Genomic DNA, 19,070 nt, shown 5'->3' with positions numbered 1-19,070 from the left:
AGGAGGGGGGTACAATATTAAGAAAATGCCGTGATGCTTCTCCTAACTGCATTGTTGGGAGACTTTTTCTGTGAAAGTGGGAACTTTTTAAAGTGAAGCGACGTCCTATAAAAGAATTGACTAGAGTATAAGAAAGTAATAATTTCGGTTAAACGAAGTGTGTTTTCTAGTAATTCATGCTATAATACATTGTAAATAAATTGTAAATATATTGGATGCATATTTTTTGCGTCTATAAAATATAAATGAAAAGAGTTATTAAGGAGGAAGGGTATGACATACCTTGCATGGATTGTAGCATTCATAGCTTCAATTTTACTGACTCCGCTTGTGAAACGACTCGCATTTCGTGTAGGTGCGGTCGATCGTCCAAATTATCGAAAAGTGCATGCTAAAATTATGCCAAGACTTGGTGGCTTAGCCATCTATCTTGCATTCCTCATAGGGATTTTGATTTTACGACCTATGCATGAAGCAATGCTTCCTCTATTAATTGGGAGCTTTGTCATTATTGTGACAGGCGCCCTTGATGATATGTTTGAGATTTCAGCGAAGGCTAAACTGCTTGGTCAGTTAATTGCTGCAGTAATCGTAATATTTTTCGGCGGAATTCAAATTGAACAAATAAACCTACCATTCGGTGGAGAACTTGATTTCGGTTTCCTAAGTATCCCATTAACAATTATTTGGATTGTAGGTATTACGAATGCGATTAATCTAATTGATGGACTAGATGGCCTTGCTGCTGGTGTTTCAACCATTGCGTTGATTACACTTGCTGGAATGGCTTTTATAATGGGAAATACATTTGTTATCATCATGGCTACGATGTTAGCTGTAAGTTCTATTGGTTTTTTATTTTACAATTTCCATCCTGCGAAAATTTTCATGGGGGATACAGGTTCGTTGTTCCTCGGCTTCATGATTTCAGTTTTAGCTTTAATGGGATTCAAAAACGTTACATTTATCTCACTAGTTATTCCGATTATCATGCTTGGCGTACCAATCTCAGATACATTCTTTGCGATTGTTCGCCGTTTGTTAAATAAACAACCACCATTTTCGCCAGATAAATCACATTTACATCACTGCTTATTAAATGTTGGTTTCACACATCGCCAAACTGTAATAATCATTTATGGTATGGCATCGATGTTTGGTTTAGCGGCGATTGTCTTCTCAATGGCTAAGCTATGGGGAGGCATTCTACTCATAACGGTATTGCTTGTTGCGATTGAATTATTTGTAGAAATAATCGGACTAGCAGGATCGAATTATAGACCGCTATTAAACTTAGTGCGTAGTAAAAAATAAATAGTAAAAGACGATATTGCAGAATTGACTGCGATATCGTCTTTTTATTTGGAGATAGATAGAGTAGTTATGGATGTGAACGAGGGCTAGTAACTTTAATGGCGGTGTTATGAATTGTACAATTGCCCACATTGAAGCAGGTCAGTCATGTTTAGTGAGATGACACAAATTTATTTACTTAATAAACGCCGTTATAAACATAATAAAATCCCTTAGTCGAAGATGACGTAGGGATTTTCGTGATTATTGATTATTATTGTCTGATTTATAGTTCGATTTATAATCTGAATTATATCCAGAGCCTTCAGTATTATTATTGTCTGCTGCATTTTCTGTGTCACCTGAATTATCAGTTAGGTTACTATCTGTTAGTCCAAGTTGAGTACGTAAGATATTTTGTGTTTCTGCTAATGCGGGCTCGTCTAATTGGTAGTAGTAAATACCAGTAGAAGTATCATCACTACCTTTAAGAGTCAATGATTCTACGTTAGGCATACCACCTTTAATGTATTCAAAGAATGATTTCATTTCATTAAAAGTCATATTTGTTTTCATGTTGTTACCAACGGCTTCAAGAATGTTATCGTATTTAGTAAATGATGTAACGGAAGATGCTTTTTTCAGTATGGCAGCTAAAATCATTTGTTGGCGTTCACCACGTTGAATATCGCTATCTTTTTTACGCGTTCTTGCAAGCGCTAAGGCTTCACGACCATTTACCGTTTGTAAACCCGGTTTTAGATTTACTGTACGTTTATCGTTTTCATCTAGTTCATGAAGTTCATAAGGAACATCTACTTCAATACCACCAAGAGCATCAACAATTTCGATAAATGCATCGAAATTTAAGCGGTAATAATAGTCAACTGGGACGTTTAATAAATTCTCAATAGTGTCAATTGTTGCGTTCGTGCCTCCAAGATGTGCGTGCGTAATTTTATCTTTCTTGTCTATATCAGGAATATAAACATATGAGTCACGAGGAATACTTAGTAACTTTACGGATTTCGATTTATTATTTAACGTTGCTAGTAACAATGCATCAGAACGGGAATGTTCGGAACCTTGACCGCGTTTTTCACTATCGTCAATACCGACAAATAGAATAGAAACATTATCTGTCATTGGCTTTACGATCGACTCACGTAAATCCGACTTTAAACGTGTATTATCTCCGTCATATGCATTATTTGCAGCTTCTTCTGCTTTTTTCGTTAACCAATATGCGTAGGTGCCAGTTGAGACAACCATAAGGGCAATCAGAATTAAAGTAGTGCGTAATATCAGTTTTTTCTTTGAGGGCTTCTTTTTTCTTTGGCCCATTCTTAAGTTAGTCATACACGATCTCCTCTAAATTAGGAATAAATGCTATATATAAATATTGGACGTATGGCGTATCCAAAAAGTTTCAAATGTAAATGTATAGCGAATTATATTATACTATGCAGTTTTATAACAGTAAAATTAAATTTACATTACTGCTTGTCGAATTCTAAAAATTCTTGTTTATTACAATTTATTTTACATTGACCATTAGTCAATTCAATCATCCAATTTGTAAAGTTCTCTACTTCCTCCTTTGGTACAAAGGTATAAAAATCGACATCATCAGTATATTCAATGTTATCTAATATATAAGAAGAATTGCGAATAGCATTTTCTACTTTTCCTAACCATGTATAGCTAACGGAAACTTTCATCAAACTATGAAGGCGACGTTCAACCACTGTTGCAGCCTCAATTCCAACGGTAGTTGATTTGCCATAAGCACGGACTAATCCACCAGCTCCCAATTTAATGCCCCCAAAGTAACGAGTTACAACAACAACAGTATCTTTCAAATTTTGTTTTTTCAATACTTCAAGCATAGGTACTCCGGCCGTACCACTAGGTTCACCATCATCATTCGCTTTTTGGATTTGATCGTGTTCTCCAATTAGATAAGCTGAACAATTATGTGTTGCGGAATGATGCTCTTTTTTTATCTTATTTATAAATGCAATGGCTTCTTCTTCAGTCTCTGCTCGCCCGCAATGCGCGATAAATCTCGATTTTGAGATGATTATTTCATCAGTTCCAAAGCTTTTTAGTGTATAATAGTTTTCTCTCATGGTAAACTCCTTAAATAAATCAATTTATTTTTGACATCTAGTTGACACGAAATTTTAATAAAAAAAAATCATAAAAATGCTATAATTAACTTTGTGATACGGGAAAATAGGTTCATATATATAATTATAATATATGCTCATTACTTCTTCAAAATGTAGCACAATTTGTAAGGGGTTTGGTATGTTGGGAGAAAAAATTGATATAAAATCATTAGATATAATTTTTAATCGAATGGTAAAAACAATAGACGAATCTAAAAGTGATATTTTTACGATCAGTGAACAGAGTAGACATACATTTGAAGAAATGAAAATCGAACTGGAAGAAGTTCGTGAAAAAATCGCTGATGTAATCACTGAAAATGACATTTTAGAGACCAAAACGAAATTTGCCAGAGGAAGATTAGCGGAAGTATCAAAAAACTTCCAAACTTATTCTGAAGCAGAAATCCACAAAGCATACGATCAAGCAAATCAACTTCAAATACGTCATTCTGTTGTCCAAGCTGAAGAAAAGCAGCTACGTGAGAAAAGAGATGACCTTGAAAGAAGGATGCGCAATTTACTTGATACGATTGAAAAAGCAAATCATCTCGTAAACCAAGTAAATGTTGTATTGAATTATTTGACCTTTGATTTGAAGCATGTCGGTCCAGCACTCGAAAATGCGAAGATGAAAGAAGACTTTACGATTAAGATCATCGAAGCAACAGAAGATGAACGTAAACGTATTTCTCGAGAGATTCACGATGGACCTGCACAAATGTTAGCCAATGTATTACTTCGCACAGATTTAATCAATCGCACATACCAAGAACGAGGGGTAGAAAAAGCATTACAAGAAATACTACAATTAAAAGATATGGTGCGCGATGCATTACATGAAGTAAGACGCATTATTTACGATTTACGTCCAATGGCTTTAGATGACCTAGGTATAATTCCAACACTAAAGAAATATCTTTCTTCAGTTGAAGAGTATAATAAAGGTACTACAATCCATTTTCAGTCAATGGGTGAGCAAAGAAGAATGGGGACAAATTACGAGGTAGCCATTTTTCGACTTGTACAAGAATGTGTAAATAACGCTATCAAACATGGCAAAGCACTTGAAGTATGGGTTAAATTCGAATGGTTGGAAGAACATGCCAATATAACTATAAAGGATAATGGTGTTGGATTCGATACTAATATTGTGAAAAAAAATTCATTCGGTTTAATTGGTATGCGCGAGCGCGTAGAATTACTTAGTGGGGAAATGGAAATGATTTCTGAGATTAATAATGGAACTCGATTAATATTCAAAATTCCACTAAATCATGAACAAAAGAATTAAAGTAGTATTAAATAGGAGGATTTTATATGACAAAGATAGTAATAGTAGATGATCACCAATTATTCCGTGAAGGAGTAAAACGCATTTTAGATTTTGAAGATACATTCGAAGTAGTAGCAGAAGGCGATGACGGTACAGATGTTATCCAACTTTATGAAGAGTATAATCCAGATGTTATATTAATGGATATTAATATGCCTCAAAAAAATGGTGTTGAAGCAACAGCTGAACTTTTAGAGAAATACGCTGATGCAAAAGTTATCATGCTTTCTATCCATGATGATGAATCATATGTATCACACGCTTTAAAATCAGGTGCACTTGGTTATATGTTAAAAGAAATGGATGCTGACGAAATCGTTGAAGCTATCAAAATCGTAGCTTCTGGTGGTTCATACTTACATCCGAAAGTAACTAAAAACCTAGTTGCTGAGTACCGTCGTTTAAGCGAACGCGAAAACAAAGGTTCATTCCATCAAACTGAAATTCGTCGACCATTCCATTTATTAACGAAACGTGAATGTGAAGTATTGCAATTATTAACTGATGGTCAAAGTAATCGTGCAATTGGTGAAACATTATTCATCTCAGAAAAAACAGTTAAAAACCACGTATCAAGCATTTTACAAAAAATGAACGTAAATGACCGTACACAAGCTGTAGTGACAGCAATTAAAAACGGTTGGGTTGAAGTACGCTAATTATTTATCGCAATCCAGATGATGATAAGCTAATTGACGCAAGTGAACAAAGCATCGCATTACTTGTGCTAAATTATGAATTAGCCTATTATTAAAAGTGCAGTTCATAGCGCAATGTCAGAGCCTGCATTTAAAACTTGAATAGTATTGGTCACTTTCTGCATTCTTATATTATGCGATTAGCACTGCAAATTTATTTGCACGCATTCTATCATTTTGTATTTGATGGTACCAAGCAAAACCCTGTTTCTCTTTGTCGAGAAGCAGGGTTTTGTGTTTTTTGCAACTTCCAACGAGATACAAACGTCATCTATTTGTAAAAGAAATTTAAAAAAAATGGTGTTTTCATCGATAAAAAAGATTAAGCTATTAGTTGGAACTTTGCATAAAGCTATTAATTTTTAGGTAATCTACAAATATGCTACAATATCCGCGGGAGGTTTTGGAATTGATTATAAAAAAATGGTTGCTTGTCCCAGTATGTGCCTTATTATTAGTGGCATGTGGCAATGATGACAGCACAACAAAAGAGAACACTGGTTCAGTCAATGATGGTGAGAATGCAGCAGCATCTAATGCTGTTGACCATAGTATTAAAGATAAAACTGAAAAAGAAACTAATGACGAATCTAAATCAGAAAAATCAGCTACAGAAGAAACAAAAGAAGACGATCAAGCTATAGGATTTGAAATGGTGGAAGGTAAAGTAGAAGCGGCGAAAAATGTTCCTGCTGAAGAAGAAAAAGCTCTCCTTCAAGCATTTGATGAATACATTGCTGCTTTAAATGCAGAAGACTTAGAGCGCTATAGCAAAACCCTTTCAAAAAACCCTACAGGCTTCGATCTTGAAGAAGATGTGGAATATCAAAAGCTAAACTTTGAGAATTTCGATATAAAACATTCAGCTAAAGACGTCCAAGTAGTTCAATATGACGAAAATGAAGCGCAACTTTTGTCTCGAATCACAGTAGAAGTAGAATTAGAAAATGACGAACCGTTTAAACAGGCAGCTAGAACAAATACTGTCTTTGTTAAAGAAGATGGCAAATGGCTAGTAACACGTGTAGCTGCTGTTGGTGAAAAAATGGAATAAGAAAAGTAGCAGCTACTGATTAGACAAGTAGCTGCTTTGCTATTTTTCCGTAAATAAAAACGAATTGTAGCGAAAAGTAACATTCTTTGTAGACACATTATTTATCATTTCACTTTCTTACGATATTAATATACTATTGAAGTAGGAGCGTGAACGATTAATGACAACTGCCATCGTAACAGACAGTACAGCTTACTTAACTAAAGCCGAACGTGAACAATATAATATTCGCATGGTTCCATTAAGTGTTGTAATTAAACATGAAACATTTGAAGAAGAAGTAAATATAACAACTACTAACTTTTATGATAAAGTACGAAATGAAAACGAGCTACCAAAGACGTCCCAACCACCAATTGGTACTTTTATGACATTATTTGACGAGCTCTCGAAAGAATATGATGAAATTGTGGCTATACACTTATCAAGTGGTATTAGCGGTACATACCAAGGCGCTTTACAAGCTGGCGAAATGGTCCAAGGCATTGATGTCTATGGATTTGACAGTGAAATCTCATGTGCTGTCCAAGGGTTCTATGTATTGAAAGCTGGCGAAATGGCCAAAGACGGTGCATCAGCGAAAGAAATTTTAGAAGCTCTTGAAGAAATGCGTAAAACAATGCGCGCTTATTTCATGGTAGACGATCTAGCTCATCTACAAAGAGGCGGTCGCTTATCAGCAGCTCAAGCTCTAATCGGTGGACTTTTACAAGTTAAGCCAATACTACATTTTGAAAACAAAGTCATTGTACCCTTCGAAAAAATTCGTACACGTAAACGTGCCCTTAAACGAGTAGAGGACCTGCTAGGTGAAGACGCAGCGAAATACGATCAACTTGATGCAGTAGTAATACACGGTAACTGTGAAGATGAAGCGAACGAATGGATGGCAACTTTGCAAGATAGATTCCCAAATGTGAACGTCAAATTAAGCTATTTTGGACCCGTTATTGGAACCCACCTAGGTGAAGGCTCTATGGGTCTTGGTTGGGTAAAAAAATAAAGTAAACGACGAACCGCCTTACAAAATGTAGGGTGGTTTTTTTGTGGATTTGAAACTCTAAAATTGCTACTTGCCAACGCATATAAATGATTGTAAAATAAATCCAAATCTAACCCCTAGTAAGGAGGCAATATTTGCGAAAACGATTATTCAAGCAACGAAACAAATTCCATCGTTATGTAGGTGCCTTAGAAAACCCGTCCTTACGTGATTTCCTAACAGGACGTATTTGGCTACGTGAACATTCCCCTTTCTCAGAAGAATTAATCATCCAACACATCCAACTTGGCTACATCGCCACTCTCCCAGGTGTGCAGAAAAACGCCAAAATGAATTCTCGATTTAAGCGTATGAATTACACCTGTAATCGATGTGCTAACAACAATCCAAATCTATTTGTAACCTATTATTGTGCAGCTTGTGAGCAAACTTGTGTCTATTGTAGACATTGCATCAGCATGGGACGTGTCAGCGGTTGTTCGGATCTCATAAAATGGATTGGGCCAACACCTAGAAAATCACCTAAACACCAATTCTCATGGACAGGCACCTTTACACCTTATCAGCAAAAGGCTTCGAAAGAACTTATTGAAAGTATAAATGTAAACCGAGATCATTTAATCCATGCGGTTTGTGGTGCTGGAAAGACAGAGATTTTATTTCCAGCTATTTACGAATGCTTAAAGGAAGGAAAACGAATTGCTGTCGCAACGCCTCGAACGGATGTCGTATTAGAGCTAGCACCGCGTATTCAACAAGTTTTCCCAAAGACAAAAACACAAGCACTCTACGGTGGCGCAGATGTCGACAAGAATTACGCCCCGATTATTATTGCGACGACACACCAGCTTTACCGTTTTGAGGATGCTTTTGATACGATCATTGTCGATGAAGCCGATGCATTCCCATATACGCATGATGAAACTTTACAACAAGCGGTTATTAAAGCAAAAAAAAGTGATGCACCCATTATGTACGTGACAGCAACGCCATCAGAAAAACTACTCAATCGAATACAAAAACAGCAGGGTGGCTATTCATTTATTCCTAGAAGATATCACGGGCATCTACTACCAGTGCCACGCTATGAATCATTGTGGAGATACTCAAAACAAATTGAATCGACAAGACTACCCAAGAAACTTATTCAATGGACAAAGAAACAGCTCCAAGAAAATAAACCTTTTCTCATTTTCTTTCCTACTATCGCTCTAATGGAAAAGGCCATCCCGTTATTTCAGCAATTGGAACCAAACATTCAAGCTGTTCATGCAGAAGATCCAAACCGAAAAGAAAAAGTGTTAGAACTCCGTGCAAAAAAAGTAAGGGGACTATTAACAACAACCATTTTAGAACGCGGTATCACAATACCTAACGTACAAGTAGCTGTAGTAGGAGCAGAAAGTGGTATCTTCACTTCAAGTGCACTCATTCAAATAGGAGGAAGAGTTGGACGTTCTTTCGATTGTCCGACTGGAGATCTTGTCTTCTTTCACCACGGTATCTCTGTTGAAATGGACCGAGCAACAAAAGAAATTAAACGTCTCAATCATACGGAGCTAACAATGATATGAATATGATTTGTTATCTATGTTCAAAGCCTTTAAAAAGACAATTAACGTGGAAGCAACTGATTATGTATGAACAGCAAGCAGTCATTTGTCCTATTTGCCATAGTAAATTTGAGCTTGTTAAACCTGAGGAACAAAAGTCCCCAGATATCCAAGCATTATTTCATTACAATGAAGCGATGAAAGACTTCCTGCATCAATATAAGTTTTTTAAAGATATTGTGTTAAAAGATGTATTTAGATCTGAAATTGCTAAAGCACTGAAAAACACTGACGCTATTATTGTGCCAATTCCAATGCATCCAGCAAAAATAAAAACACGCACATTTGCCCATATCGATGAATTATTGAAAGCGGCTGGCATACCCTATACACATTTACTAGAGAAAATTTCAATTGAATCCCAATCATCTAAATCAAAAGTAGAACGTGAACAAAGCGCTCAGTTATTTCAATTAAAACCGAATAGTATAATTGAAAATCGACCACATATTTTAATAGATGATATAGTGACAACTGGGACCACTTTAAAACATGCCAAAACGATACTCACTGCGGCTGGAGCACATTCCGTGAAAGCATTTACCCTAATTCAAGGTTAGTCATAAAGATACAAAAAATCGTACGATTCTTTACAAACTCCCTGTATTTTATAAATTTTAGGTTGATTTTACCGACAATATAACTAGTATATTAAGTAGTAGAATTTAAATTCCAGGGGGTAAGAACATGGGTGAATTGCGAAACTGTCCTAAATGTGGAGACTTTTATAACTATACTGGTGTTAGAGAGGTTTGCGGAAAATGTGCGCAAGATGAAGAGAAAATGTACGAGGTTGTTTACCGTTTCTTACGCAAACGCGATAATCGATCGGCTACAATCGAGCAAATTGTCGAAGCTACAGGTGTAGAAGAGGACTTACTACATAAATGGGTAAGGAAAGGTCGCTTGCAACCAGCTATGTTCCCAAACCTAGGTTATCCTTGTGACAACTGCGGAGCTCTAACGACGAAAGGCAAGCTCTGCATTAAATGCCAAACCGAACTAAAATCCGAACTAAATAAATTCGAAGCAGCACGTGAATTTAGATCAAGCGTAGAAGAATCAGACCGAACAACTTACTATGCCGACTCTACTAAGAAAAAGCAATAAAGTATAAATCTTCGCATACTTAGTGTGTGGGGATTTTTTGTTTTGGAGTTATTTGGTTTTTGAGTTAGGGAGCTTGTGAGTAGGGATAATGTGAGAGCGGGTAGGGCCAAAGCGGGAGTGAGTAGCGCCAAAGCGGGAGTGAGTAGCGCCAAAGCGGGAGTGAGTAGCGCCAAAGCGGGAGTGAGTAGCGCCAAAGCGGGAGTGAGTAGCGCCAAAGCGGGAGTGAGTAGCGCCAAAGCGGGAGTGAGTAGCGCCAAAGCGAGAGCGAGTAGCGCCAAAGCGAGAGCGAGTAGCGCCAAAGTAGGAGTGAGTAGCGCTAAAGCGAGAGTGAGAAGCGCCAAAGCGTGAGCGAGTAGCGCCAAAGAGAGAGTGAGAAGCGCTAAAGCAAGAGCGAGTAGCGCCAAAGAGAGAGTGAGAAGCGCCAAAGCGTGAGCGAGTAGCGCCAAAGAGAGAGTGAGAAGCGCCAAAGCAAGAGTGAGAAGCGCTAAAGCAAGAGCGAGTAGCGCCAAAGGGAGAGCGAGAAGCGCTAAAGCCAGGATGAGTAGCACCAAACCCAGAGCGACCAAACTTCAAAACAAACAACACCAAAAACTCCCGTCAATTACCCTCCCACAAATAAGGCATATAGCACTAGCAATTAAAAAACGGATTAGGATGTCTTTCGCTTTTATTACAAAATACTTAACATCGATATAAACCAACCGAAATAATGAATATATAAAAGGAACGATTGAGAGGAGGCCATTCTATATGAAAATTACTAACTATGGCGTGAACGCTGTAAATCCATATAAAAACCAGCCTGTAAAATCTGACTTTGCTATGAAATCCGTAGCGAATAGCGCAGATCAAATTGAGATTTCATCAGCTGCAAAAGATCTTCAAGGAATTGTCAGTTATGCAGATGAAAGAGCAGAACGCGTACAAGCTTTAAAAGCGCAAATTCAAGAGGGCAATTATAAAGTAGATGCAAAACAAGTCGCTTCAGATATATTGAAATATTATCGCCCATAAGCAAAAGGAGTATGAGAAATGTCCATTGAAATGATCTTATCCATTATGGATAAATTAGAAAAAATGCATAAGAGCCTGTTAGAACTTGCATATCACAAAACGGAGTTCATCAAAACAGGAGACATGGACGGACTCGATCAATTGCTCAAGGACGAGCAATCGCACGTAGCTGCCATCACACAGCTCGAGCAACAACGTCAGCAAGTGGTAACGGATTACCTTAAGGCAAAAGGAATTGCCTCTGCTGAACATGCAACTGTCGCTCAAGTAATGGAAGTAGCTGATACGCCAATTGAACAACTCAAATTAGACGAAGCACGCAAAAAACTGCTACTCGTCATCGAAACTCTTAAGCACCAAAACGACCTAAACCAAAAAATGATTTTCCAATCACTACAATTCGTCAACATGACACTCGATATGCTGCGACCACAACCAAACCAAATCAACTACTCACAAACCCAAGTTCGCGGCAGTAACTTAAAAACAAATTTTGACTCACAAGCATAGAAAAACAGAGGAGGAAATAAAATGCGCTCCACATTTATGGGATTAGAAACAAGTAAACGAGGCCTATACACTCAACAAAGTGCCCTATACACAACCGGCCACAATATCTCCAACGCTAATACAATTGGCTACTCTCGCCAACGTGTTAACATGCAAGCAACACAAGGCTACCCAGGTGCCGGCCTTAACGCTCCAATGACAAAAGGTCATATTGGTACTGGGGTAGAAGCTGGATCTATTCAGCGTGTTCGTGATCAGTTTATCGATAGACAATTTAGACAAGAGAGTAATAAACTAGGCTATTGGAATTCTAAATCTGAAGCTATTAGTCAGATGGAAGATGTTATGGCAGAGCCGTCTGAATATGGTATGAATAAAGCATTCGATGATTTTTATGAAGCGCTACAAGTCCTCAGTACGAATCCTGAAAATGCAGCAGCTCGCGAAGTTGTTTTACAAAAAGGTGCACATTTAGCGGATTCATTTAATTACATAAATTCACAGCTGGCTGAAATTCAAGGTAATTTAAAAAATGAAATTCGTACAGAAACAGATGCTGTAAACTCTATTTTACGTCAAATTGCTGAGATAAATGAACAAATTCAAAAAATCGAACCAAATGGCTATTTGCCAAATGATTTATATGATGCACGCGATAACTTGATAGATCAGTTGTCTGGCTATCTTCCTATCGAAGTTGAATATACAAAATCAGGTGGTAACGCCTTAGCGATGGCTGAAGGTTCGGTAGTAATTAAGTTCAAAGGTGTTAAGGACCAAAATGGGGATGACCTTGAACTTGTTAATGGAAAACAAGTGAGACAGCTACAAGCTCAAAGCGGAGGAGCTGGTCTTGCGAAGGATGAAAAATTCCAATCATTTACTAACTTTGGACTATCTGCTATGGTGCCGGTGGAAAATGCTAAGAATACGGTCAATTTTGGTGCTGAAAGTGTAGGTCATAATCAGTTAATTATTGGTGGCGGGAAACTGAGTGCCTTAATACAATCATATGGTTACGATGATGCGGGTACAACACTTCAAAAAGATGCAAAAGGCGAATATCCAGAAATGCTTGCAGAATTAGATAAATTAGCTAAAGCGTTTATTGATGAATTTAATGCAGTCCATAAGGGTGGATTCCAGCTTGATAGTAATACTCCAGGTGGAGACTTCTTTTCTGGTACAGGAGCCGCGGATATAAAAGTGGTAATAACAAAAGGTTCCGAAATAGCCGCATCTACTGCTCCTGGAGAAGAAGGTAATGGTAAAAATGCCATCTTATTATCTAAAATTAAAGACAAAGCATTAGCAGACCTTGGAGGAGCAACAACTCAAACTTACTATGAAGGTATGGTAGCTAAGGTAGGGGTTAACGGTGCAGAAGCAAATCGACTTGCATTCAATACGACAACGATTCTACTGACTGTCAACAACAATCGTGCCTCTGTAAGCTCTGTTTCATTAGATGAAGAAATGACGAATATGATTACATACCAGCAAGCCTATAATGCATCGGCTCGTATGATTACAGTAATTGATGAAACGTTAGACAAAATTATTAACGGCATGGGCCGTGTAGGAGTATAGGGGGTTAGCTAAATGCGCGTAACACAATCAATGTTAGCAGGTAATATGCTACGTAATTTAAGTAATAGCTATAACAAAATGGGGAATTTACAACAACAAATTTCATCAGGCTCAAAGCTGACTCGTCCTTCCGATGATCCAGTAGCAGCTATTAAAGGTATGGGATACCGTACAGATTTAGTGAAAAATGCACAATTTACACGTAATATGAATGAAGTAAATAGCTGGTTAGATACGACAGATGAATCTTTAAGTCAAGTTGGAGATGCTTTAAAGCGTGTTCAAGAATTAGTAACGCAAGCAGCTAATGATACAAATACAGATGAAGATAGAAAGAAAATACAACAAGAAATTGATCAAATTAGTGATCAATTAAAGGATTTAGGAAATAGTAAATCAGGCGAAAAGTATATATTTAGCGGCACAAAAACATTGGAGCCTTTATATATAAATGGAGCAATAAATCCCAATTTAGTAGGGAATGGTGCTGCGAATAGTAATGTAGATATTGAAGTTTATAATGGAGTTAACTTAACTGTAAACACTGTCGGTCTTGATATGTTCCAAAAAATGGAATCGTTAATGGCGGATATTTCAGGTAAATTAAGTAAAGCAAACACAGATGGAAGTGAAATTGGTGCAATTCTTGGAGGTGACGAAGCGGCGGGGCTCGGTAAAACAATCCAAGGTATGCAAGATATAGTATTACAAAATTTATCGGTAGTGGGCGCTAAACAAAACCGTGTAGAAATGATGACGAACCGCCTTTCGGCACAAGAGATAAATGTCACAAAACAAATGTCCAACAATGAAGATGTCGATTACGAAAAAGTTATTACACAATTAATCACGGAAGAATCTATTCACCGTGCATCATTATCAGTAGGTGGCCGTATCCTCCAACCTACATTAGTAGATTTCCTATAAGACATACTTAGCCAAAAGGCTCTCGCTACTATAGAGCGAGGGCCTTTTTCAAAGGAGTGAAATTTATATGAAGCTCGATCAAATTCAAATTCGCACAACGGATGCAAAATTGGGACTTAATATAACTGATCCAGTGCAAGTGATTAAACAGCCTCAAGCCCAGCAGCATATCGAGCAGCCCGCAGCTATTCTGAAAATGAATTCAACACAAGCAAAATTACAAATCGATTCTTCTCAGGCCTATAGAGATTTAGGTTTGTACACACCACGCGAGTCGATTCAAAAGTTTGCAAGTGAGGGCCGACAAAAAGTTCTAGAGGGTGTTGGCAGACGTGCAAGCGAAGGACGCCAAATGATGAATATTGGCAAAGGAAAAAGTAGTGTAATACCTTCAATTGCCCAAAACAATGCAAACCCTCCACCGAAAAACATCGGAATCGCGTGGAAGCCATCAGTCGGTGCAGTGAAAATAAAATATGTACCTAATAACCTTGATATAAAATTTACCCGACAAGATCCGAAAATTGATGTTCAAATTGGTAAAGTAGTTCACGACTACAAACAAGGAGATGTAACGGGTACAATGTTACAATACCCATCAGTCGAAACGACAGTCATTAAAGGAGAATAAAAATGCAGATTGAAACAAAATTTTTAGGCGCTGTAGAAATTGAGGAAGAAAGTGTAATTACATTTGAAGAGGGTATCCCTGGTTTTGAAGAATTCACGAAATATGTATTACTGCCATTAGAAAAAGATTCACCATTTGGTATATTGCAATCAATTGAACATATCAAAGTAGGATTTGTTGTTGCTTTTCCCTTCTTAATAAAAAAAGATTATGAATTCGACTTATCAAAGTCAGATAAGAAAGCATTACAAGTTAAAGAGGAGTCTGATATTGTTACATATTCTATAGTGACATTAAAAGAGCCTTTCGAGACATCAACACTCAACCTTCTAGCACCAGTAATTATTAACATCAAAGAAAAAATAGGTAAACAAATTGTTCTCCAAGACAATGAAAAATACGACTTACGCCATCCAATAAGCACATTGGAAGGAAGTGCGAAATAATGCTAGTCCTTACTCGTAAAACAGGAGAATCTATTATGATTGGTGACCAAATTGAGTTAAAGGTACTGTCAGTAGATGGTGAGCAAGTCAAGCTAGGCATTGTTGCCCCAAAGTCAGTTAAAGTGCATCGTTCAGAAGTTTATGAAGCGATTCAAGAGCAAAATAAAGAAGCAATGAATGTATCACAAGCATTAATAGAACAACTTTCAAAAAAAACTTTTTAAAAAATCGAAAAAACTATTAAACATTTCTATTAAGGTACGATATAAGTATTGTAAGGCGGAAGGTAAGTGAAAACGAGCCATCAGTCAGACGCAGTCCACATGGATGTGGAACTAAAAAACAATTTCAAGGAGGAATCTCACAATGAGAATTCAACACAACATTTCAGCTTTAAACACACACCGTAACTTAGGTTTCAACAACACGCAATCAGCTAAAAACTTAGAAAAATTATCTTCAGGTTTCAAAATCAACCGCGCTGGTGATGACGCAGCTGGTCTTGCTATCTCTGAAAAAATGCGTGGACAAATCCGTGGTCTTGACATGGCAACTAAAAACTCTCAAGATTCAATTTCTTTAATCCAAACTGCTGAAGGTGCTCTTAACGAAACACACTCAATCCTACAACGTATGCGTGAATTAGCAGTACAATCTGCTAACGATACGAACGTTAACTCTGACCGTGATGCACTTCAAGCTGAAGTTGCAGCACTAAATGAGGAAATTACTCGTATTTCTACAGATACTGAGTTCAATACTCAAGGTTTATTGGATGGTACTTTCACTGATAAAACATTCCATATTGGTGCAAATGGTGGTCAAGCAATTAAATTATCAATCGATAAAATGGATGCAACTACATTAACTTCTGCTACAGCTAATATTGCAACTCAAACAGGAGCTAATGATGCAATCGCTATTATTGATACGGCATTAGAAACAGTTTCTAAACAACGTTCAGATTTAGGTGCTGTTCAAAACCGTTTAGAACATACAATCAACAACCTAGGCGCAACTTCTGAAAACTTATCTGCTGCTGAATCTCGTATCCGTGATACAGATATGGCGAAAGAAATGATGGAGTTCACTAAAAACAACATCTTAACTCAAGCTGCACAATCTATGTTAGCTCAAGCTAACCAACAACCGCAAGGCGTTCTTCAATTATTACAATAATTTTAATTGACTAAAGCTTTACCGCCCTTCTAAAGAGGGGCGGTATTTTTTGGTATATATCATAGAAAATAGTAATTATACATAGTGAAATATAGTAATTAAGAGTGACTTTGATATTGATAAATTATATGAAATAAACTTTGGAGGATGTTATGAATAGAAAGGTATTATTTCCGGCTTATATGAACGAATTTTCTTGTATCGGATCAGCATGTGAAGATACTTGTTGTGCGGGCTGGAATGTAACAATTGATCAAGAAACTTATAGAAAATACAAAAAGTTACCCAACTCTACAATTAAAAAAGAGCTAGATAGTAGTGTTAAACGAGTACGTTCAAATCAAAATTTTTCTAACTACGGGAAAATGAAACTGAATAGTGAAGGTGCATGTAATTTATTAGACAATAATGGCTTATGTAAAATTCATTCGCAATTAGGGGAAGGCTATTTAAGTAATACATGTTCGGTATATCCAAGAATTTTCAATCAAGTAGATGATATTGTAGAAAAGAGTCTTACTTTATCTTGTCCAGAAGCAGCTCGATTAGCCCTTTTGAAACCAGGAGGTATAGACTTTATAGAAGATGAGGAATCTGACCAAATAAAAGGTTTCGTAATGAAAAAATTTTCAAGCAAAGAAGAATATCCTTACTTCTGGAAATTGAGAATGTATACAATTCAAATACTTCAGGAACAATCTCATAAAATTGAAGTTCGATTAATGACATTAGGCTTATTCTATAGAAAACTTCAATCGATATCTGAAGCAGAATGGGAACATAAGTTAGAAGAAATAATGACGCACTATTATAAACAATTATTAAGTGGAGAGATGGCTTCTTCGTTCGATAAACTTGAACACAATGTTGCATTTCAAATGAACTTAGCAAAAGAGTTGTTAATTAACAATCGCTTTTCCAATAATATTACAAGCAAAAGATATATAGATTGTCTTCAAGAAGTGTTTGGTGCATTGAAACTTGAAGGTGATACGGATGTTTCGATAGAATGTTATATTCAAGCCTTTAAAGAATATTACGAGCCGTTTATTTCAAAGCATGAGTATATCCTAGAAAACTATACTGTGAATTACGTATTTAAAAATTTCTTCCCTTATGACCAAACTAATTTATTTGAGAGTTTTGTAATGCTCATTGTCAATGTTATGATGATTAAATTGCATTTAATAGGGATGGCTGGTGCACATGATGGTTTGTCGAAGGATTTAGTTGTAAAATTAATTCAATCTTACTCGAAAACAATTGATCATAATTCAAATTATTTAACTAATGTTAGAACTGCTCTAAAAGATAGTGGCTATACAACCATGGCGCATATTCTCGTTCTTTTAAAGGTGTAGTTTGGAAATATATTGAGAGTTCAGATATCCTTTAAATAATATAATATAAAATTGGTTTAATCTAATAGTTTAATTGAAACTACAGAAGAGTTATTTTCGGTAGCTTTTTGATTTTGTATAATTGTAGCCACTGGGATGCTGGATTAGCGTAATTATTCCAAACATTAAAACACCTCCATAATCAGAAGATATTTTCCTGATTATGGAGGTGTTTTTTGTATCAATAAGGAACATAGCTATTTCAAAGGTTCAAATCTATTTAACGTTCAAATAACCCCAAAAGCGATTTTACATTACTATTAGTTTGATTGATTAGTAATGTTGTTCCTTTCTCTTGAATTCCTTGTTTTACAAAATCCATCATTTCAAGAGCCATATCTGGATCACGAATCAATGATTCGGATTTTTGAAGGTTTTCTTCTGTACGCCCTACATTTTCATGATGCATAGTTATTTTGTTGTAATCGGCTCCAACATTTGTTAATTTCTTTGAAATAAAGTTCAATGCATCATCTATTTTTCCAATTAAGTCATTCGCATTAGTTTGAGTTTGTATGCTAGCATTTTCTAAACTAAGTGCTTTTGTACTAACATCAACAGTATCAATAGCAAGTGACTGTCCAGAATTTGCTCCAACTTGAATGTAAAGTGGACGAATTTCTCCTAAAATCTTTTGCGTATTAAACTCCATATAGTTCGCAGTATCATCAATGGAATCCATTAGCTGATTCAATTCTTTTTGTGCAGCATCGCGATCTTCGTTTGTTAATGTATCATTAGCTGCTTGTACAGCTAGCTCACGTCCTCGATGCAAAGCTTCATTTACACTTTGTAATCCTGAATCCGTGATTTCTAAAACGGATAATCCATTCTGCATATTATGTTGTGCCTGTGATAAACCTTTAATTTGAGCACGCATCGTTTCAGAAATACTAAGTCCAGAAGCATTTAATGCAGCTCGCACAATTTTATCCCCACCTGATAACTTCTCCAGTGTTTTTGTGATTGCAGATTGATTCTTTTGAACACGGTTATTTGCAAAGGTCGTCCATGCCTTATCTTGTATTCTCAATCTATTCACCTCCATGTGAAATATTTGTTTCCAAATGTAATATCGGTTGAATCTTGTGA

The 19,070-nt window shown here is 36.6% G+C and carries 20 protein-coding genes; 17 read left to right on the top strand and 3 right to left on the bottom strand.

Going from position 1 to position 19,070, the window contains the following annotated elements; genetic code table 11:
- Positions 1–273: 273 nt before the first annotated feature.
- The gene (locus AC3IS5_RS17575; RefSeq protein ID WP_489425548.1) at positions 274–1,314 is read left to right on the top strand and encodes a glycosyltransferase family 4 protein; all 1,041 of its coding nucleotides are present in this window, start codon (positions 274–276) and stop codon (positions 1,312–1,314) included.
- Between the two features lie 243 nt (positions 1,315–1,557).
- On the opposite strand, the gene AC3IS5_RS17570 is transcribed toward AC3IS5_RS17575, so the two are convergent.
- Entirely contained in the window at positions 1,558–2,652 is a 1,095-nt protein-coding gene (locus AC3IS5_RS17570; protein WP_489425547.1) for an LCP family protein, read from the bottom strand.
- A 137-nt stretch (positions 2,653–2,789) separates the two neighbouring features.
- The gene (locus tag AC3IS5_RS17565) at positions 2,790–3,425 is read right to left on the bottom strand and encodes a YigZ family protein (protein ID WP_489425546.1); all 636 of its coding nucleotides are present in this window, start codon (positions 3,423–3,425) and stop codon (positions 2,790–2,792) included.
- A gap of 181 nt (positions 3,426–3,606) precedes the next feature.
- Between AC3IS5_RS17565 and AC3IS5_RS17560 the strand changes: the two genes are divergently transcribed.
- The 16 genes from AC3IS5_RS17560 to fliB all read left to right on the top strand — a co-directional run bounded on the left by AC3IS5_RS17560 (position 3,607) and on the right by fliB (position 17,939).
- The gene (locus AC3IS5_RS17560; RefSeq protein WP_489425545.1) at positions 3,607–4,761 is read left to right on the top strand and encodes a sensor histidine kinase; all 1,155 of its coding nucleotides are present in this window, start codon (positions 3,607–3,609) and stop codon (positions 4,759–4,761) included.
- Between the two features lie 26 nt (positions 4,762–4,787).
- Positions 4,788–5,462, top strand: a complete 675-nt coding sequence (locus tag AC3IS5_RS17555) for a response regulator (RefSeq protein WP_489425544.1) — start codon at positions 4,788–4,790, stop codon at positions 5,460–5,462.
- A gap of 448 nt (positions 5,463–5,910) precedes the next feature.
- Entirely contained in the window at positions 5,911–6,555 is a 645-nt protein-coding gene (locus AC3IS5_RS17550) for a Cif family virulence factor (RefSeq protein ID WP_489425543.1), read from the top strand.
- Between the two features lie 160 nt (positions 6,556–6,715).
- Positions 6,716–7,558 carry a DegV family protein gene (locus AC3IS5_RS17545; RefSeq protein ID WP_489425542.1) on the top strand — a complete coding sequence of 281 codons (843 nt, stop codon included), beginning with the start codon at positions 6,716–6,718 and terminating at the stop codon, positions 7,556–7,558.
- A gap of 134 nt (positions 7,559–7,692) precedes the next feature.
- Positions 7,693–9,132 (top strand): ATP-dependent helicase ComFA, encoded by a 1,440-nt coding sequence (locus AC3IS5_RS17540; protein ID WP_489425541.1) that lies wholly within the window; start codon positions 7,693–7,695, stop codon positions 9,130–9,132.
- Complete coding sequence (locus AC3IS5_RS17535; RefSeq protein WP_489425540.1) at positions 9,129–9,731, top strand: ComF family protein; 603 nt, start codon at positions 9,129–9,131, stop codon at positions 9,729–9,731. The genes AC3IS5_RS17540 and AC3IS5_RS17535 overlap by 4 nt, the downstream gene beginning before the upstream one ends.
- 127 nt (positions 9,732–9,858) lie before the next feature.
- Positions 9,859–10,281, top strand: a complete 423-nt coding sequence (locus AC3IS5_RS17530; RefSeq protein ID WP_489425539.1) for a TIGR03826 family flagellar region protein — start codon at positions 9,859–9,861, stop codon at positions 10,279–10,281.
- Positions 10,282–11,031: 750 nt separating this feature from the next.
- Entirely contained in the window at positions 11,032–11,295 is a 264-nt protein-coding gene (gene flgM, locus AC3IS5_RS17525; RefSeq protein ID WP_489425538.1) for a flagellar biosynthesis anti-sigma factor FlgM, read from the top strand.
- A gap of 18 nt (positions 11,296–11,313) precedes the next feature.
- Complete coding sequence (locus AC3IS5_RS17520) at positions 11,314–11,805, top strand: flagellar protein FlgN (RefSeq protein ID WP_489425537.1); 492 nt, start codon at positions 11,314–11,316, stop codon at positions 11,803–11,805.
- A 21-nt stretch (positions 11,806–11,826) separates the two neighbouring features.
- Complete coding sequence (flgK, locus tag AC3IS5_RS17515; RefSeq protein ID WP_489425536.1) at positions 11,827–13,395, top strand: flagellar hook-associated protein FlgK; 1,569 nt, start codon at positions 11,827–11,829, stop codon at positions 13,393–13,395.
- A 12-nt stretch (positions 13,396–13,407) separates the two neighbouring features.
- Entirely contained in the window at positions 13,408–14,322 is a 915-nt protein-coding gene (gene flgL, locus AC3IS5_RS17510) for a flagellar hook-associated protein FlgL (protein WP_489425535.1), read from the top strand.
- A gap of 67 nt (positions 14,323–14,389) precedes the next feature.
- The gene (locus AC3IS5_RS17505; protein ID WP_489425534.1) at positions 14,390–14,953 is read left to right on the top strand and encodes a DUF6470 family protein; all 564 of its coding nucleotides are present in this window, start codon (positions 14,390–14,392) and stop codon (positions 14,951–14,953) included.
- A 2-nt stretch (positions 14,954–14,955) separates the two neighbouring features.
- On the top strand, positions 14,956–15,399 hold the full coding sequence (fliW, locus tag AC3IS5_RS17500) for a flagellar assembly protein FliW (protein WP_489425533.1): 444 nt from the start codon (positions 14,956–14,958) through the stop codon (positions 15,397–15,399).
- On the top strand, positions 15,399–15,623 hold the full coding sequence (csrA, locus tag AC3IS5_RS17495; RefSeq protein WP_489425532.1) for a carbon storage regulator CsrA: 225 nt from the start codon (positions 15,399–15,401) through the stop codon (positions 15,621–15,623). Before fliW ends, csrA begins: the two co-directional genes overlap by 1 nt.
- 142 nt (positions 15,624–15,765) lie before the next feature.
- On the top strand, positions 15,766–16,578 hold the full coding sequence (locus AC3IS5_RS17490; RefSeq protein ID WP_489425531.1) for a flagellin N-terminal helical domain-containing protein: 813 nt from the start codon (positions 15,766–15,768) through the stop codon (positions 16,576–16,578).
- Positions 16,579–16,730: 152 nt separating this feature from the next.
- Positions 16,731–17,939, top strand: a complete 1,209-nt coding sequence (gene fliB / locus AC3IS5_RS17485; protein ID WP_489425530.1) for a flagellin lysine-N-methylase — start codon at positions 16,731–16,733, stop codon at positions 17,937–17,939.
- Positions 17,940–18,198: 259 nt separating this feature from the next.
- Here the strand turns inward: fliB and AC3IS5_RS17480 are convergent, their stop codons facing one another.
- Complete coding sequence (locus tag AC3IS5_RS17480) at positions 18,199–19,011, bottom strand: flagellin (RefSeq protein WP_489425529.1); 813 nt, start codon at positions 19,009–19,011, stop codon at positions 18,199–18,201.
- Positions 19,012–19,070 lie beyond the last annotated feature (59 nt).

The sequence above is a fragment of the Viridibacillus sp. KH_047 genome (assembly GCF_057838945.1).
The sequence above is the reverse complement of the archived record's forward strand: the minus strand, read 5'-3'. Positions and strand labels throughout refer to the sequence as shown.

Bases quoted from the DNA above. Each gene is read 5' to 3' on its own strand.
- flgL (WP_489425535.1), top strand. From the start codon at position 13,408: ATGCGCGTAACACAATCAATGTTAGCAGGTAATATGCTACGTAATTTA.
- fliW (WP_489425533.1), top strand. From the start codon at position 14,956: ATGCAGATTGAAACAAAATTTTTAGGCGCTGTAGAAATTGAGGAAGAA.
- AC3IS5_RS17565 (WP_489425546.1), bottom strand. From the start codon at position 3,425: ATGAGAGAAAACTATTATACACTAAAAAGCTTTGGAACTGATGAAATA.
- csrA (WP_489425532.1), top strand. From the start codon at position 15,399: ATGCTAGTCCTTACTCGTAAAACAGGAGAATCTATTATGATTGGTGAC.
- AC3IS5_RS17575 (WP_489425548.1), top strand. From the start codon at position 274: ATGACATACCTTGCATGGATTGTAGCATTCATAGCTTCAATTTTACTG.
- flgK (WP_489425536.1), top strand. From the start codon at position 11,827: ATGCGCTCCACATTTATGGGATTAGAAACAAGTAAACGAGGCCTATAC.
- AC3IS5_RS17570 (WP_489425547.1), bottom strand. From the start codon at position 2,652: ATGACTAACTTAAGAATGGGCCAAAGAAAAAAGAAGCCCTCAAAGAAA.
- AC3IS5_RS17505 (WP_489425534.1), top strand. From the start codon at position 14,390: ATGAAGCTCGATCAAATTCAAATTCGCACAACGGATGCAAAATTGGGA.
- AC3IS5_RS17545 (WP_489425542.1), top strand. From the start codon at position 6,716: ATGACAACTGCCATCGTAACAGACAGTACAGCTTACTTAACTAAAGCC.
- AC3IS5_RS17490 (WP_489425531.1), top strand. From the start codon at position 15,766: ATGAGAATTCAACACAACATTTCAGCTTTAAACACACACCGTAACTTA.
- AC3IS5_RS17560 (WP_489425545.1), top strand. From the start codon at position 3,607: ATGTTGGGAGAAAAAATTGATATAAAATCATTAGATATAATTTTTAAT.
- AC3IS5_RS17555 (WP_489425544.1), top strand. From the start codon at position 4,788: ATGACAAAGATAGTAATAGTAGATGATCACCAATTATTCCGTGAAGGA.
- flgM (WP_489425538.1), top strand. From the start codon at position 11,032: ATGAAAATTACTAACTATGGCGTGAACGCTGTAAATCCATATAAAAAC.
- AC3IS5_RS17530 (WP_489425539.1), top strand. From the start codon at position 9,859: ATGGGTGAATTGCGAAACTGTCCTAAATGTGGAGACTTTTATAACTAT.
- AC3IS5_RS17520 (WP_489425537.1), top strand. From the start codon at position 11,314: ATGTCCATTGAAATGATCTTATCCATTATGGATAAATTAGAAAAAATG.
- fliB (WP_489425530.1), top strand. From the start codon at position 16,731: ATGAATAGAAAGGTATTATTTCCGGCTTATATGAACGAATTTTCTTGT.
- AC3IS5_RS17535 (WP_489425540.1), top strand. From the start codon at position 9,129: ATGAATATGATTTGTTATCTATGTTCAAAGCCTTTAAAAAGACAATTA.